Here is a 13603-nt window from a genome sequence, read left to right as displayed (position 1 = left end):
CGGCGAAGATAGTACATTGTGCGAAAATAGCTCGTTGCCAGTTCCTTCTTTTTTTTGTTTGTTAACTAAAAAAGCCTAACACAATCTATTAGGCTTTTTAAATACATTGTTTTAATTTTTCTACAATTAGTTCTATTTTTTCACTATCTAATGAGGAATAGTTCATAACATAAATATTTTTATTTTCATCATTATTTTTGTAATATTGAGAAAGTGGACTTAACTTTATTCCTTTACTGTAGGCGTTGTTAATAATGTCTTTTTCTGCTTTTTCACTTTTTATTTTCATTAAAAAATGAACACCGGTAGTTTCATTATAAATTTCAATCTTATTATTTAGACTGCTTGTTTGGAAAGCATTTAAGATTGTATTTTGTTTTTTTAAATAATAATTTCTTAAACGATTAATATGTCTTTCAAAATGCCCGTTTTCAATAAATCTAGAAAGTGTATATTGTTCAAAATTTGAAACGGTACATGAATAAAATGAAAGACGTTTATAATATTCATCAGCTAATGATTCTGGTAATACCATATAGGACATACGGATGGTTGATGATAGAGTTTTAGTAAAGGTATTCATGTAGATGACTTTATCGGAAACATCGATACTTTGTAGGGTAGGAATTGGTTTTCCTCCTAATCTTAATTCACTATCATAATCATCTTCAATAATATAATGTTTTTCAACTTTATTTGCCCAACCTAAAAGTTCATATCTTCTTGAAATTGGTACAACAATACCTGTAGGAAAATGATGAGATGGGGAGATGTGTATTACATCAATTTTCTTTTCTTCTAATTCATTTGGATCAATTCCATATTCATCCATATCCACATATTCAAAATCAACATTCATACTTTTATAAATTTGCGCAGTTTTTGGATAACCAGGATTTTCTAAGCCATATTTAACATCGTTTCCTAAAAGTTGAATAATCAAACTATATAGATATTCTGTACCTGCACCAATAATGATTTGTTCAGGTTTAACATTCATATCTCTAAAATCTTTTAAGAAATTCGCAATGTTTTTTCTTAGTTCAAGAATTCCTCCACAAGGTGAGTTGATCATTAACTCTTCTTGATTATCTCTTAGTACTTCTTTCATGGTCTTGATCCAGGTAGTAAAGGGAAAGATATCACTTTCAGTTTGATTACTAGAAAAATCAGCTAAGTAGTGATTATGACCACTTGTTAAAATCACTTTCTCTTTATTCATTTGTTTTTTAGAAGGAATATTTTTTAGATCAGTGACATAAAAACCTTTTTTTGGTAATGAATAAATAAATCCTTCTGACATAAGTAAACTATAGGCATTTTCAACAGTAATGATACTTACCCCAAGATTTTTTGAAAAAGGCCTTTTAGATGGTAGTCTTTCTCCTGGTTTTATATTTCCTAAAATAATATCCTTTTTTATACATTTATAAAGATATTCATAAAGAGAATCTGACCCTATATTTGTAAGATTATATGTTAACATAATTGATTCCTCCTTAAACTGACCTTATTGAATATATTTAAATTGAATATTTTAATATGTTCACATTTAAGTATAATAAAAGCCATAATAAAAGTAAACAGGGAGATCAAAAAATGTTAAATGAAAGATATGCATTAAATAAACAATTAGCACAAATGTTAAAAGGTGGTGTTATTATGGATGTAACAACACCTGAACAAGCAAAAATCGCAGAAGAAGCTGGAGCATGTGCTGTTATGGCACTTGAAAGAATTCCTGCAGATATTCGTGCAGCAGGGGGAGTTGCAAGAATGTCTGATCCAAAAATGATTCAAGAAATTCAAGCAGCAGTAAGTATTCCAGTTATGGCAAAATGTCGTATTGGACACTTTGTAGAAGCACAGCTTTTACAAGCAATTGAAATTGATTATATTGATGAAAGTGAAGTTTTATCACCAGCTGATGATGTTTATCATGTCAACAAAAGAGAATTTGAAGTACCATTTGTTTGTGGAGCTAAAGATTTAGGAGAAGCACTTCGTCGTATCAATGAAGGGGCAAGCATGATTCGTACCAAAGGAGAACCAGGAACAGGAGATATCGTTCAAGCCGTTCGTCATATGAGAATGATGAATAAACAAATTGCCCAAATTTCGGCTCTTCGAAAAGATGAACTTTTCGAAGTTGCAAAACAATTACAAGTACCATATGAACTTGTAGAATATGTTCACAATCATAAAAAATTACCAGTTGTTAACTTTGCTGCTGGTGGAGTTGCAACACCCGCAGATGCCGCATTAATGATGCAATTAGGAGCAGAAGGAGTCTTTGTTGGTTCAGGAATCTTTAAATCAGGAAATCCTGAAAAACGTGCAGCAGCAATCGTTAAAGCTGTCACAAATTATACGGATGCTAAATTGATTGCAAAATTATCTGAAGATTTAGGGGAAGCAATGGTTGGTATTAATGAACAAGAAATTGAAATTTTAATGGCTGAAAGAGGTAAATAATGAAAATTGCGGTTCTTGCTTTACAAGGAGCTTTTATTGAACATGAAAAAAAGTTAGAACAATTAGGAGCGACTTGTATCGAATTAAGACAAAAAAGTGATCTTGATCAAGATTTTGATGGGCTCGTATTACCTGGAGGCGAAAGTACGGTTCAAGGAAAGCTTTTAAAAGAATTAGATATGTTTGATGATTTACAAAAACGTATTCAAGATGGTTTACCAACACTTGCTACATGCGCAGGACTCATTTTATTAGCTGATAGAATTGTTAATCAGGATCAAACTTACTTTTCTACAATACCTATGACGGTTAAAAGAAATGCCTATGGTAGACAACTAGGAAGTTTTCACACCATTGAAGAAATGAAAGGAATAGGAAAAGTACCTATGACTTTTATTCGAGCACCTTATATCGAAAGTGTACAAGAGGGTGTTGATATTCTTTCTAAAGTGAATGACAATATTATTGCTGTTCAATATAAAAATCAACTAGCACTTGCATTTCATCCCGAACTTGATGAAGATGATTCAATTCATCAGTATTTTATAAATATGATCAAAAAGTCTACGATGTAGGCTTTTTTCTTATATAATAAAAAAGAGGTGAATAAAATGGATCATCATCTAGAAATTGTTAAAACAAATATTAAATATCCTATTGTTTTTTATAATCATCAATTTAATAAAAGTCGACCAGTAAGTTCCCACTATCATCAAGATATTGAAGTTGTATATGTCGTTTCAGGAAAAGTAGAAGCATGTATTGATGGAAAGAAAGAAATATTTTATCAAGGGGAAATGTTTATTATTAACTCACATAGTGTACATCAATTCAATTTTCCTAAATTTACACATTTATATACATATTTGTTGTCAGTTGATGTCTTTAAAGAATTTCAAATTCAATCTTATTTCTTTAAATTAAAAGCTCCATCAAACAAAGAATGGTTTAAACCTTGGTTAGAAATGAAATATATTCACCATCTTTTACCAATAGAACAACATATTTTAATGTATCAACTTTATCAAAAACTCATACAGGATTGTTTATTAGATAAAAAACAAGAAGAAAACACAAAAGAAATTTATAAAATAATAGAAGAGATAGAAAAAAGATATAACCAAGATTTAACACTTGAAATTATAGCTGAACAATTTCACTTTCATCCTAATTCACTGACCCGCTATTTTAAAAAACAAACAGGAACAACTTTTTATCAATATCTACAAAAAATAAGATTAAAACATGCTTATTATGATTTAATACATACTAACATGAAAATCATTGATATTGCTTTAAATCATGGATTTAAAAATGTAAAATCATTTGAAAATGTTTTTAAAAAAGAATATCATACAACACCAACAAAATATCGAAAAGTTAATAATTGACTATAAATTGTTAAAAAAGGCAATGAATTTCCTTTATAAAAAGAGAATAATAAAAGCAGGAGGAATCAATATGGAATGGTGGAAAAAGAGTGTTGTTTATCAAATTTATGTAAAAAGCTTTCAAGATAGTAATAATGATGGTGTGGGAGATCTACAAGGTATTATTTCAAGACTTGATTATTTAAAAATATTAGGTGTTGATGTATTATGGTTAACCCCTATTTTTAAATCTCCAAATGATGATAATGGCTATGATATTTCTGATTATAGAAGTATTCAAAGTGAATTTGGAACAATGAGTGATTTTGAGGAATTATTAGATAAAGCGCATCAAAAAGATATCAAAATTATTCTTGATTTAGTTTTTAATCATACAAGTGATGAACATTTTTGGTTTCAAGAAAGTAAAAAATCTAAAAATAATCCTTATCGAGATTTTTATATTTGGAAAGAAGGAAATGAGGGAGATGTTCCAAATAATTGGACAAGCTGCTTTCAAGGCTCAGCTTGGGAACTTGATGAAAAGACAAATGAGTATTATTTGCATTTATTTTCTAAAAAACAACCTGATTTAAATTGGCAAAATCCTAAGGTAAGACAAGAATGTATTGATATTATGAATTACTGGGTAGATAAAGGTGTTGATGGTTTTCGTTTAGATGTCATTAATCTTATTAGTAAGGATGAAAGTCAATACTATGTAGACAGTACTATTAAAGGTCATCAAGTATGTGCAAATGGACCACATATTCATGAATATATTCAAGAAATGAATCAAAAAGTATTTTCTAGAAAAGAACTTTTAACAGTAGGAGAAACCCCTGCTGTAACAATCGAGGATGCTAAAAAATATGCTCCTTTAGATAATAAAGAATTAAGCATGGTCTTTCAGTTTGAACTAATGAATGTTGATGGTGCAGAAGTTAATAAATGGACAGATCAAAGATTTTCTTTAAAAGATTTAAAACAAATTATGTCGAGATGGCAAGTAGGAATGTATCAACAGGCTTGGAATTCTTTGTTCTGGAATAATCATGATCAACCACGATGTGTTTCAAGATTTGGTGATACTTCTTCTCCTTTGTGTCATGAAAAATCAGCAAAAATGTTGGCGATATGTTTACATATGATGCAAGGGACACCTTATATTTATCAAGGGGAAGAATTGGGGATGACAAATGTACCTTTTAATTCACTTGATGATTATCGAGATATTGAAACATTCAATAGCTACAAACAACTTGTAGAAATAGAAAAATCGGTAAGTCATGAAGATATGTTACGCTATATGAGAAAATCAAGTAGAGATAACGCTAGAACACCAATGCAATGGAACAAAGGTAAAAATGCAGGATTTAGTAATCAAACACCATGGATCATGGTCAATCCAAATTATCAAACAATCAATGCTGAAGCAGAAATGAAAGATACAAATTCTATTTTTCATACTTATCAAAAATTAATTCAATTAAGAAAAGAATATGAAATCATTACTTTAGGTAAATATGAGTTAATAATGAAAGATGATGAAAATATCTTTGCATACAAACGACTTTATAAAGATGAAGAACTTTATGTTTATTGTAATTTTAGTAATCAAGAAGTTGGTTATGATACCTCTATTCTAAATGATGAAAAAATATTAATTAAAAACTATGAAAAGCATCAAAAGGGAACTCTTAAACCTTATGAAAGTATTGTTTTCTATCAAAAAAGCAGAGCTTAGGCTCTGCTTTTACATTAAATATGATATTCCATAGGATAAGTTAAATAATCTAAACGGTCTAATTCATCAACTGTAACTACACCAGCAGGTGCAACTAAAACAGTTGGAATACGATTGACAATTGTTGCACATGTATGTTCAACCGTTGCAGGTTTTACAACATGAAACTCTGTATCTGGTTCACCTGTAATTTTCCAATCACACATATCACCATCATCTTCACCATAGACTTTACCAATACATTGTGTTTCAATAACAGGGCCTTGGAAAGTTTCTGTTGTTACAACAGCAGCCATTCCAATACAGTTTCCTTTTGGAATTGTTTCACCTAAAGTTGATGAATATAAGTCTGTTTCATGGAAATAAGGAACACATTTTTGTGTTTGAGATTTAATTGTCCATCCCATGCGTGCTGCTAAGGCTTCATTTGAATTCCATACATATGAAGGTTCTAATACTTCAGGATGGGCAATACTTGCTTCAAATTCTTCAGGAGTTAAACCAACACCATGAGCTTTGGCAAGAGCTAATCCATAATCTTCAACATTATAACTTACAGCACCTTCAATCTTTTTAATAGAATGACATCCACCGGCTACTAAACCAACCATATTTACCCAGAAGACATCTTCCATACCACTACCAACAAAAGTACATCCATTTTCTTTTGCAATAACATCTAATTGATTTGTACGAACTGGATCTGTTGTCCAACTATATGTTGCTTCTTCACATGTAGAAATAACACTAATTCCTCTTGACAAACATTTTACATAATGATCGAAGCAATCACTGACTAAACTAAATAAAGTAACAACGGCAATATCAGGATCTGTTTCATCTAAAACTTTATCTGCTTGATCAGAAATGCATACTCCTGTTTTAACACCAAGTTCTGCAAAATCACCAATATCCATTCCTACAATTGCGGGATTTGTATCGATAGCACCAACAATCATAGCTCCATTTTCATAAAGATAACGGATGATGTATTTTGCCATCTTTCCACAACCATATTGTACAACTTTAATCTTTTCCATAATTCATGCCTCCTATTTCTTTCACTTATATCATAGACTCTTATCCAGGAAGAGAGTCAACTATTTTTCAAAAGAAACAGGAACTTGTAATCTTAAAAACATGGAACGTTCATGATGATCAAAAATACTGAGTTCACTTAAGACTTCACAAATATAATCCCCACATATTGTAAGATGATTCATCTTACAATAATCAAGAAGACGTTTGGCATAATTGATTTCTTGATGAAAATCATCAAGATAAATACAAGCATACATTCCATTTTCAATCACTTGTATTTCTTTTTCAGGAAAATGATCATCCACAAAAACAAAAATACGATCTGAAATAAACTCTTGTTTTAAAAATCGTTCTTTATTAAGAAAAGTTCCCGCATTACAATAATAAATTTGGGGATAATGATGTGCAATCAAATCATTTTTTAATTGGGTTAAAAGATATTCATAAACATTTAAATCATGTTCATAGAAATTAATATTAGTATGCATGACATAGATCCTTCTTCGATCAATATATTCTAAAGTAATTGTCCCGCTTGGGGGTGATTTACGATATCTTTCCAAACTATAAATCGTTCTTGAAATAGCATCTTTAGTTCTTTGTAAATCATTGATTTGTATAGAAAGTTGTTGCTTTTTTTTAATTAGAATTGCTTCAATTAAATTAATATCTTCTTTATCGAGAAGTTCCTTAATTTCTTTAAGATTCATTTGCAGTTCTTTCATATATTGAATCAAATCCAAACGTGCATTTTGTTTAATATCATAATAGCGATAATTTGTCTCAGGATTAACATAAACAGGCTTCAATAAATCAAGTTCATCATACAACCTTAATGTTGTTACCGTGATATGATTCATTTTGGCCATTTCACCAATACTTAAATAATCATTATTCATAGTATTCACCTCAAATTCATTATATCAAACTCTCATGTTACATAAGAGTTATTTTAATAATTTAGGTAAAAATAGACAAATAATCTTATATTTATAAGAGATTTCCTTTTTTACAAAAGATTATGTACAATAGAGATAGTTTTAATCTTAAGAAAATCTTTAGAAATATAAAAAGAAAATATTTATAAATCATCTCTATACTTTAAGGCAAGAGGTGAGGAAGATGGAAAGAATAAACAAAATCATTTTAATAAGCTGTGTATATGCAGGTTATATATGTATTAGTTTTGCATTGTTTTCAATGCTTAGATAAGGAGTTAAAAAGGGAATGGAAAAATATCATGTATTAGTTGTCGAAGATGACAATGAAATTGCCAATGCAATTAAAATTTATTTACAAAATCAAGGATACGATGTGTATGTTGGAAATGATGGCCTTGAAGGTTTAGAAATTGTGGAAAAAGAAACAATTCATCTTGCCATTGTTGATATTATGATGCCACGTATGGATGGTTTAACAATGGTCGCAAAGTTAAGGGAAAAATATGATTTTCCAGTGATTTTTCTTTCAGCAAAATCAGAAGATATTGATAAAATCATGGGACTTAATTTAGGTGGTGATGATTATGTTACCAAACCATTTGTACCGATGGAATTGATGGCACGTGTTCGTTCCCATCTAAGACGTTATGGACGTTATTTAGATGCGACAGCACCCAAAGAAAGTGATTCTATTTATCTTTGTGGTGGTCTTGAACTGAATGTAGATACTAAAACTGTTTCAGTTGATGGCAAAAAGGTAAAAGTAACACCAATCGAATTTAAAATCTTAGAATTATTAATGAAAAATGCGGGAAAGGTTTTTTCTGCCGATGATATTTATGAACGTGTTTGGAATGAAGAAGCCATTAATAGTGAAACAGTGATGGTTCATGTTCGTAATCTAAGAGAAAAAATAGAAATTAATCCTAAAAAACCACAATATTTAAAAGTTGTTTGGGGTGTTGGATATAAAATTGATAAACAATAGGAGGAAACATGAAAAATAAAAACAGATTACTTAAAATACTTTTATTTTCTGTATTGATTATTGCTTCATTAGTCACTTATTTAAGTTATGGTGTAAAAGAAAAAATGACTTCGACTAAACTTGATTTTGATAATAATCGAAGTAGAATTACCGAAATACTTACAAGTAAAAGTATTTTATTAGATATGAAAATACAAAGAAGAAAAGGAAATTATGATTTACTTCATTATTATGTTAAAGGTGATGATATTGATCAACTAAATGTTTATGATGATTATTCTTTAAAAGATGTTTTTAAAGATTATATTTATAATTTAGAAGATGAAAATAATCATGATACAAAAGGAATCAAATATTATGTTTATGATAAAACAGATGAAAAAATCTTTTTCACAAATTCTAAAAAGAATTTAAAAAAAGCATTTGAAACTCAAGATAAAAAAGTATTAAATGACTATCAATGGTATACAACCATTGATTATGATGAAAATGGAAATATTTCTCTTGAAGGAAATCAAACAAGTGATTGGGAAGGATCCTTCTACAATACTTCCTTTGATCAACTTTTTAAAAATAATTATTTAGATGAAGGTAATAGTGATATTATTAATCAAATAACCATCAATAATCCAACAAACATTAAAGTATTAATTGCGATACCTAAAAAATTACCAACAAATTGTTATTTAGAAGAATTATGTTCTAAACAAGGATCCATTTCTGATGTTTTAATAACCTATGTCTTTATCATTGTTGCAGCTCTTGTCATTTTTATGTTATTTGTGCCAGTCAGAAAACTGATTGAAATTGAACCTTTTAAAACAGTTGTTAAAGTTAAATTATTCTTTATGTTCTTTATTTATATTATTTTAATTGCAATGTGGCTTGCTGTCATGACAGAAGTATTAAGGGCCTCTTGGCAAGGAACTTTTGCTTGGATGCTAAGAGAAAGAGGAATGGCTGGTGCCGGTGTTGCGATTGAACCGATTATCAATGTAGGTGGTTGGTTTGTTTTCTATGCCATGATTATGTACTTTATCTTTTATATCAAATCTATTCTTGTTTTTGGTAAAGACTTTATTAAAGAACATACGCTTGTTTGTAGTGCTTATCACTATTTTAAAGATGAAATTAAAAGCTTAACACAATTTGATTTAAAGAATCAAAAAGGAAATATCATTCTTAAAATAGGTTTAATCAGTGGTATTTGTATTGAAGGAATTCTATTATTTGTTTATTTTTTTATGGGAATTATAGGAAATCTTTATTATATTAGTCCACGTATTTATCTTATTTTTACATGTTTTATTTCTTTGATTTGTGCCATCATTATTATGTTGATTTCTAAAAAGCTACTTTCAAAAGTAAGCAATGATTATCAAGTTCTTTTACAATCAGCCAATCATTTAGCTCAAGGTGAATTTAATGATAAAATCAATCAAGATCTTGGTTTATTTAATTCCTTAAAAGATGAACTTAATTGTATCAATGATGGTTTTAAAGATGCGGTAAGTAAAGAAGTCGCATCACAAAAGATGAAAACAGAATTGATTAGTAATGTTTCTCATGATTTAAAAACACCTTTAACATCTATTATTTCTTATATTGATTTATTAAAAAATGAAGATTTATCAAAAGAACAACAAGATGAATATATTGATATTTTAGATCGTAATACTAAAAGATTAAAAACACTTATTGAAGATCTATTTGAAGTATCTAAAGTCAATAGTGGTAATATTCAATTAAATCCTATAGATTTAGATATTCATGCCTTATTACAACAAGTTCTCTTTGAATATCAAGAACAATTTGAACATCATCATTTAAATCTAAAAAATGATTATGAAAATAAAAAAATCATTTGTCATTTAGACAGTGAAAAAACTTATCGTGTTTTAGAAAATTTATGTCAAAATATCTGTAAATATGCTTTAGAACATACACGAGTTTATTTACAAATCGTTGAAACGAATCAACAAGTCATTGTCGTTTTCAAAAATATTTCAGCCCATGAAATATCTAATCCAGGTGATTTAACAGAAAGATTTGTACAAGGAGATGCTTCACGTAAAAGTGAAGGATCTGGTTTAGGACTTGCCATCTGTAAAAGCTTTGTGGAGGTTCAAGGTGGAACTTTTGAAGTGAATGTAGATGGTGATCTCTTTAAGACAACAATTATCTTTCCTAAGAAAATAGAAAATGATTAAAAAGGTTATTCCCTGGATCTTACTCTTTCTCCTTCTTCTTATAATCAATACAGAAATGATTTTTATGATTTATGAAGCTATCTCATTTTTGAGATAGTTTTTCATAATTTGAAAATAAAATTAAAAGATTAAAAAATAAGTATAATACTTTTGAAAGGATGAAAGTATGGAATTTAAGTTTTCAATCAAACTAGCAATTATTTCTTTAATTGGAAATATTATTATCGCTATAGGTGTTTCAACATGTCGTATATCACAAATGGGAATTGATCCATTTACCTCAATGACAACAGGGATTAGCGGTTTATTAAATATACCTTTAGGTGTTTTTCAAGGAAGTATTAATGCGGTCTTATTTTTAGTTTTAATTTTATTAAGTAGAAGTAATTTAAAATATTTAAATATTGGTGCCATTATTAATATGTTCTTACTCGGTTTCTTTGTACAATTCTTTAATAATGTTTATTGTCAATTATTTAATGTTTCTTCACCAGATGTTATACCATTTTCATTACCAATGAAATTCGTGGTTTTAGCGATTGGTATTTTATTTGTTACACTTGGATGTTCTTTATATATCACATCAGATCTTGGAACAGGATGTTATGATGCTTTATCTATTTATATGGCAGATGTGATGTCACCATCTTATTCAGTATGTCGTATTATGACAGATGTTGTTTGTGTTTTAATTGGGTTTATTACAGGTGGACCATTAGGAATTGCGACAATTATTTTAATGTTTGGAACAGGTCCATTAATTAGTACATGGAATAAATTGGTATCAAAACCAATTGTTGAAAAATTTGCCTAAAATATTCCTCGGTAATTGTAGAGTTATCGAGGATTTTTTTGTATAATGGACACGTTATGAAAGAAATAAAAAGAGGAATGAAAAATGGAATACCAATTGCTTTAGGCTATTTATCTGTGTCTTTTTCTTTTGGTGCGATTGCTGTATCAATGGGATTTAGTGTGATACAAGCAATTTTGATCTCGCTATTGAATCTTACTTCAGCAGGGCAATTTGCTTCACTAGGAATTATTGCAGGACAAGGGACCTATTTAGAAATGGCAATCGTGGAATTGACCGTGAATATTCGTTATGCGTTTATGTCACTTTCACTTTCCCAAAAAGTAGATGAAAAGTTTAAAGGAATTTATAAATGGCTCTTAAGCTTTTTTATTACCGATGAAATCTTTGCCTTATCGATGCTTGAAGAAAATGTGAGTCGTACTTACTTCTTTGGGCTTGCTTCAATTTCTACGGCAGGATGGATGCTTGGAACAACCTTAGGGGCAATGCTTGGCTCTATTGTACCTACGGTCATTAGTAATGCTTTATCAATTGCTTTATACGCAATGTTTATCGCAATTATTATTCCAGGAATGAAAAAAGATAAAAATATAATTAAAGTAGTAGCTCTTGCAATTATTATCCGTTCAGGTTTTTACTACTTACCCATCATCAATCAATTATCAAGTGGTTTTGCGATGACGATTTCAGCTCTTGCAAGTGCTTTTATAGGCGCTGTGTTATTTAATAAGGGGGAAGCACATGGATAAACAGTTTTATATTTATTTAGCGATCATGTCGATTATTACTTATGCTATTCGTGCGATACCACTTGTCTTTATTAATAAAAAAATTACGAACCCAACCATTCAATCCTTTTTGGATTATATTCCTTATACGGTCCTTGCAGCGATGACCTTCCCAGATATTTTTTATTCAACAGGTCATTTGATTTCTGGAATCGTTGCGACGATCATTATTATTTATGCGTCTTATAAAGAATTAAGTCTCATTCAAGTCGCTTGTATTGGATGCTTTGTTGTAGTAATGATTGAACTTATTTTATAGTATTTGACGCCTTTTAAAGCGTCTTTTTTCTATGTCAAATAATTTTGACAAGAAAAAAGTCCTATGTAAAAGATGTTTGATAGACTCTATCAATAGATTATGAAAAAATGAAAATGAAAGGAGAAAGAAAATATGGAAATAGGTAAAAAACTAAAGGAGGCACGTTTAAATAGGGATTTGACTCAAGAAGTCATTGCTGAAAAACTAAATGTTTCTCGTCAAACAATATCCAATTGGGAAAATGAAAAATCTTATCCTGATATTATAAGTGTCATTGAGTTAAGCACCCTTTATTCCATAAGTCTTGATGATTTATTGAAAGGGGACGATGCAATGATGGAACATTTACAAGAAAGCACAAACGTTGTTAAAAGTAATCAAAAACTATTAAGAGCGATTATCTTAAATATTATTGTGGTAATCTTATTGGTTACACTAGGAATGTTTTTACCAAGTAAAAGTTATTATTTAGTGATGATCTTTTGTCTTGCTATTGTGAGTTCATCATTGTTGCTTTATCAAATGATTAAACGTATTTAAGGAGGAACGGATCATGGAAGTAAAAAGTATTTTAGCGATTATATGTGCGGCTATTGCATTTGTTGGGGGAATTGAAACAGTTTATCAAATTTATCAATTAACGGTGATTGATGCCACAATTCGTGGTTTAAAACATCCTAAACTATGGGGATTACTCGCAAGTAATGGAAATAATTCAAGTGGTTTATTACTTTATTTGATAGGAAGAAGAAACTATCCTATAAATTCTATTGATTCTAATCAAAAAACAAAAATGATTCAAAGAAAAAAAGCAGCAGGAATCTCTTTATGTTTTATGGTTGTAGGAATCCTTGGGTTGATTTTAAGTATAAGTTTATAATTTTTGGCACTCATCTCTTGACAGTGCTAAAATCAAGAGCTATAATGTATTTAGAAATTAGGAAAGGTATTAATAAAGAACCTAGTT

General features: G+C 29.4%; 14 protein-coding genes. 11 read left to right on the top strand and 3 right to left on the bottom strand.

The features are described 5' to 3' along the window. Window positions 1-97: 97 nt before the first annotated feature. Window positions 98-1486: a PLP-dependent aminotransferase family protein gene (locus LJD32_RS12930; protein ID WP_227392584.1), complete on the bottom strand. Its 1389-nt coding sequence runs from the start codon at window positions 1484-1486 to the stop codon at window positions 98-100. Window positions 1487-1599: 113 nt separating this feature from the next. On the opposite strand from LJD32_RS12930, the gene pdxS reads away from it, so the two are divergent. The 4 genes from pdxS (at window position 1600) to LJD32_RS12910 (ending at window position 5592) form a co-directional block, all read left to right on the top strand. Then, entirely contained in the window at window positions 1600-2475 is an 876-nt protein-coding gene (gene pdxS / locus LJD32_RS12925; RefSeq protein WP_227392583.1) for a pyridoxal 5'-phosphate synthase lyase subunit PdxS, read from the top strand. Then, complete coding sequence (pdxT, locus tag LJD32_RS12920) at window positions 2475-3050, top strand: pyridoxal 5'-phosphate synthase glutaminase subunit PdxT (protein ID WP_175302042.1); 576 nt, start codon at window positions 2475-2477, stop codon at window positions 3048-3050. Before pdxS ends, pdxT begins: the two co-directional genes overlap by 1 nt. A 36-nt stretch (window positions 3051-3086) precedes the next feature. Beyond that, complete coding sequence (locus tag LJD32_RS12915; protein ID WP_227403828.1) at window positions 3087-3866, top strand: helix-turn-helix transcriptional regulator; 780 nt, start codon at window positions 3087-3089, stop codon at window positions 3864-3866. A 70-nt stretch (window positions 3867-3936) separates the two neighbouring features. Beyond that, entirely contained in the window at window positions 3937-5592 is a 1656-nt protein-coding gene (locus LJD32_RS12910; protein WP_264472167.1) for a glycoside hydrolase family 13 protein, read from the top strand. A 14-nt stretch (window positions 5593-5606) separates the two neighbouring features. Here LJD32_RS12910 and LJD32_RS12905 read toward each other — a convergent pair whose 3' ends face one another. Both LJD32_RS12905 and LJD32_RS12900 read right to left on the bottom strand, forming a co-directional pair. Further along, window positions 5607-6632, bottom strand: a complete 1026-nt coding sequence (locus tag LJD32_RS12905) for a dihydrodipicolinate reductase (protein WP_032090730.1) — start codon at window positions 6630-6632, stop codon at window positions 5607-5609. A 60-nt stretch (window positions 6633-6692) separates the two neighbouring features. Beyond that, window positions 6693-7532, bottom strand: a complete 840-nt coding sequence (locus tag LJD32_RS12900) for a MerR family transcriptional regulator (protein ID WP_032090729.1) — start codon at window positions 7530-7532, stop codon at window positions 6693-6695. Between the two features lie 328 nt (window positions 7533-7860). On the opposite strand from LJD32_RS12900, the gene LJD32_RS12895 reads away from it, so the two are divergent. The 7 genes from LJD32_RS12895 to LJD32_RS12865 all read left to right on the top strand — a co-directional run bounded on the left by LJD32_RS12895 (window position 7861) and on the right by LJD32_RS12865 (window position 13516). Then, a complete protein-coding gene (locus LJD32_RS12895) occupies window positions 7861-8562 on the top strand; it encodes a response regulator transcription factor (RefSeq protein WP_147580344.1) in 702 nt (233 codons plus the stop codon). Window positions 8563-8570: 8 nt separating this feature from the next. After that, the gene (locus tag LJD32_RS12890) at window positions 8571-10772 is read left to right on the top strand and encodes a sensor histidine kinase (protein ID WP_227392581.1); all 2202 of its coding nucleotides are present in this window, start codon (window positions 8571-8573) and stop codon (window positions 10770-10772) included. Between the two features lie 166 nt (window positions 10773-10938). Beyond that, window positions 10939-11586: a YczE/YyaS/YitT family protein gene (locus LJD32_RS12885; RefSeq protein ID WP_227392580.1), complete on the top strand. Its 648-nt coding sequence runs from the start codon at window positions 10939-10941 to the stop codon at window positions 11584-11586. Window positions 11587-11663: 77 nt separating this feature from the next. Next, window positions 11664-12338 (top strand): AzlC family ABC transporter permease, encoded by a 675-nt coding sequence (locus LJD32_RS12880; RefSeq protein ID WP_227403827.1) that lies wholly within the window; start codon window positions 11664-11666, stop codon window positions 12336-12338. Continuing rightward, window positions 12331-12636 carry an AzlD domain-containing protein gene (locus LJD32_RS12875; protein WP_227392578.1) on the top strand — a complete coding sequence of 102 codons (306 nt, stop codon included), beginning with the start codon at window positions 12331-12333 and terminating at the stop codon, window positions 12634-12636. The genes LJD32_RS12880 and LJD32_RS12875 overlap by 8 nt, the downstream gene beginning before the upstream one ends. A 132-nt stretch (window positions 12637-12768) precedes the next feature. Next, window positions 12769-13176 (top strand): helix-turn-helix transcriptional regulator, encoded by a 408-nt coding sequence (locus LJD32_RS12870; RefSeq protein WP_227392577.1) that lies wholly within the window; start codon window positions 12769-12771, stop codon window positions 13174-13176. 13 nt (window positions 13177-13189) lie between these two features. Next, the gene (locus LJD32_RS12865) at window positions 13190-13516 is read left to right on the top strand and encodes a hypothetical protein (RefSeq protein ID WP_227392576.1); all 327 of its coding nucleotides are present in this window, start codon (window positions 13190-13192) and stop codon (window positions 13514-13516) included. Window positions 13517-13603 lie beyond the last annotated feature (87 nt).

Origin of the sequence: Faecalibacillus sp. TM498 (assembly GCF_020589955.1) — a bacterium.
In the GTDB taxonomy this organism is placed as follows: Bacteria; Bacillota_I; Bacilli_A; order Erysipelotrichales; family Coprobacillaceae; genus Faecalibacillus; species Faecalibacillus intestinalis.
Note: the sequence above shows the minus strand (reverse complement) of the source record. Positions and strands in the feature narration are given on the sequence as shown.

Coding starts and splice junctions, on each gene's coding strand:
- pdxS (WP_227392583.1), top strand. CDS start 1,600: ATGTTAAATGAAAGATATGCATTAAATAAACAATTAGCACAAATGTTA.
- LJD32_RS12910 (WP_264472167.1), top strand. CDS start 3,937: ATGGAATGGTGGAAAAAGAGTGTTGTTTATCAAATTTATGTAAAAAGC.
- LJD32_RS12895 (WP_147580344.1), top strand. CDS start 7,861: ATGGAAAAATATCATGTATTAGTTGTCGAAGATGACAATGAAATTGCC.
- LJD32_RS12865 (WP_227392576.1), top strand. CDS start 13,190: ATGGAAGTAAAAAGTATTTTAGCGATTATATGTGCGGCTATTGCATTT.
- LJD32_RS12875 (WP_227392578.1), top strand. CDS start 12,331: ATGGATAAACAGTTTTATATTTATTTAGCGATCATGTCGATTATTACT.
- pdxT (WP_175302042.1), top strand. CDS start 2,475: ATGAAAATTGCGGTTCTTGCTTTACAAGGAGCTTTTATTGAACATGAA.
- LJD32_RS12905 (WP_032090730.1), bottom strand. CDS start 6,632: ATGGAAAAGATTAAAGTTGTACAATATGGTTGTGGAAAGATGGCAAAA.
- LJD32_RS12880 (WP_227403827.1), top strand. CDS start 11,664: ATGAAAAATGGAATACCAATTGCTTTAGGCTATTTATCTGTGTCTTTT.
- LJD32_RS12930 (WP_227392584.1), bottom strand. CDS start 1,486: ATGTTAACATATAATCTTACAAATATAGGGTCAGATTCTCTTTATGAA.
- LJD32_RS12870 (WP_227392577.1), top strand. CDS start 12,769: ATGGAAATAGGTAAAAAACTAAAGGAGGCACGTTTAAATAGGGATTTG.
- LJD32_RS12900 (WP_032090729.1), bottom strand. CDS start 7,532: ATGAATAATGATTATTTAAGTATTGGTGAAATGGCCAAAATGAATCAT.
- LJD32_RS12890 (WP_227392581.1), top strand. CDS start 8,571: ATGAAAAATAAAAACAGATTACTTAAAATACTTTTATTTTCTGTATTG.
- LJD32_RS12915 (WP_227403828.1), top strand. CDS start 3,087: ATGGATCATCATCTAGAAATTGTTAAAACAAATATTAAATATCCTATT.
- LJD32_RS12885 (WP_227392580.1), top strand. CDS start 10,939: ATGGAATTTAAGTTTTCAATCAAACTAGCAATTATTTCTTTAATTGGA.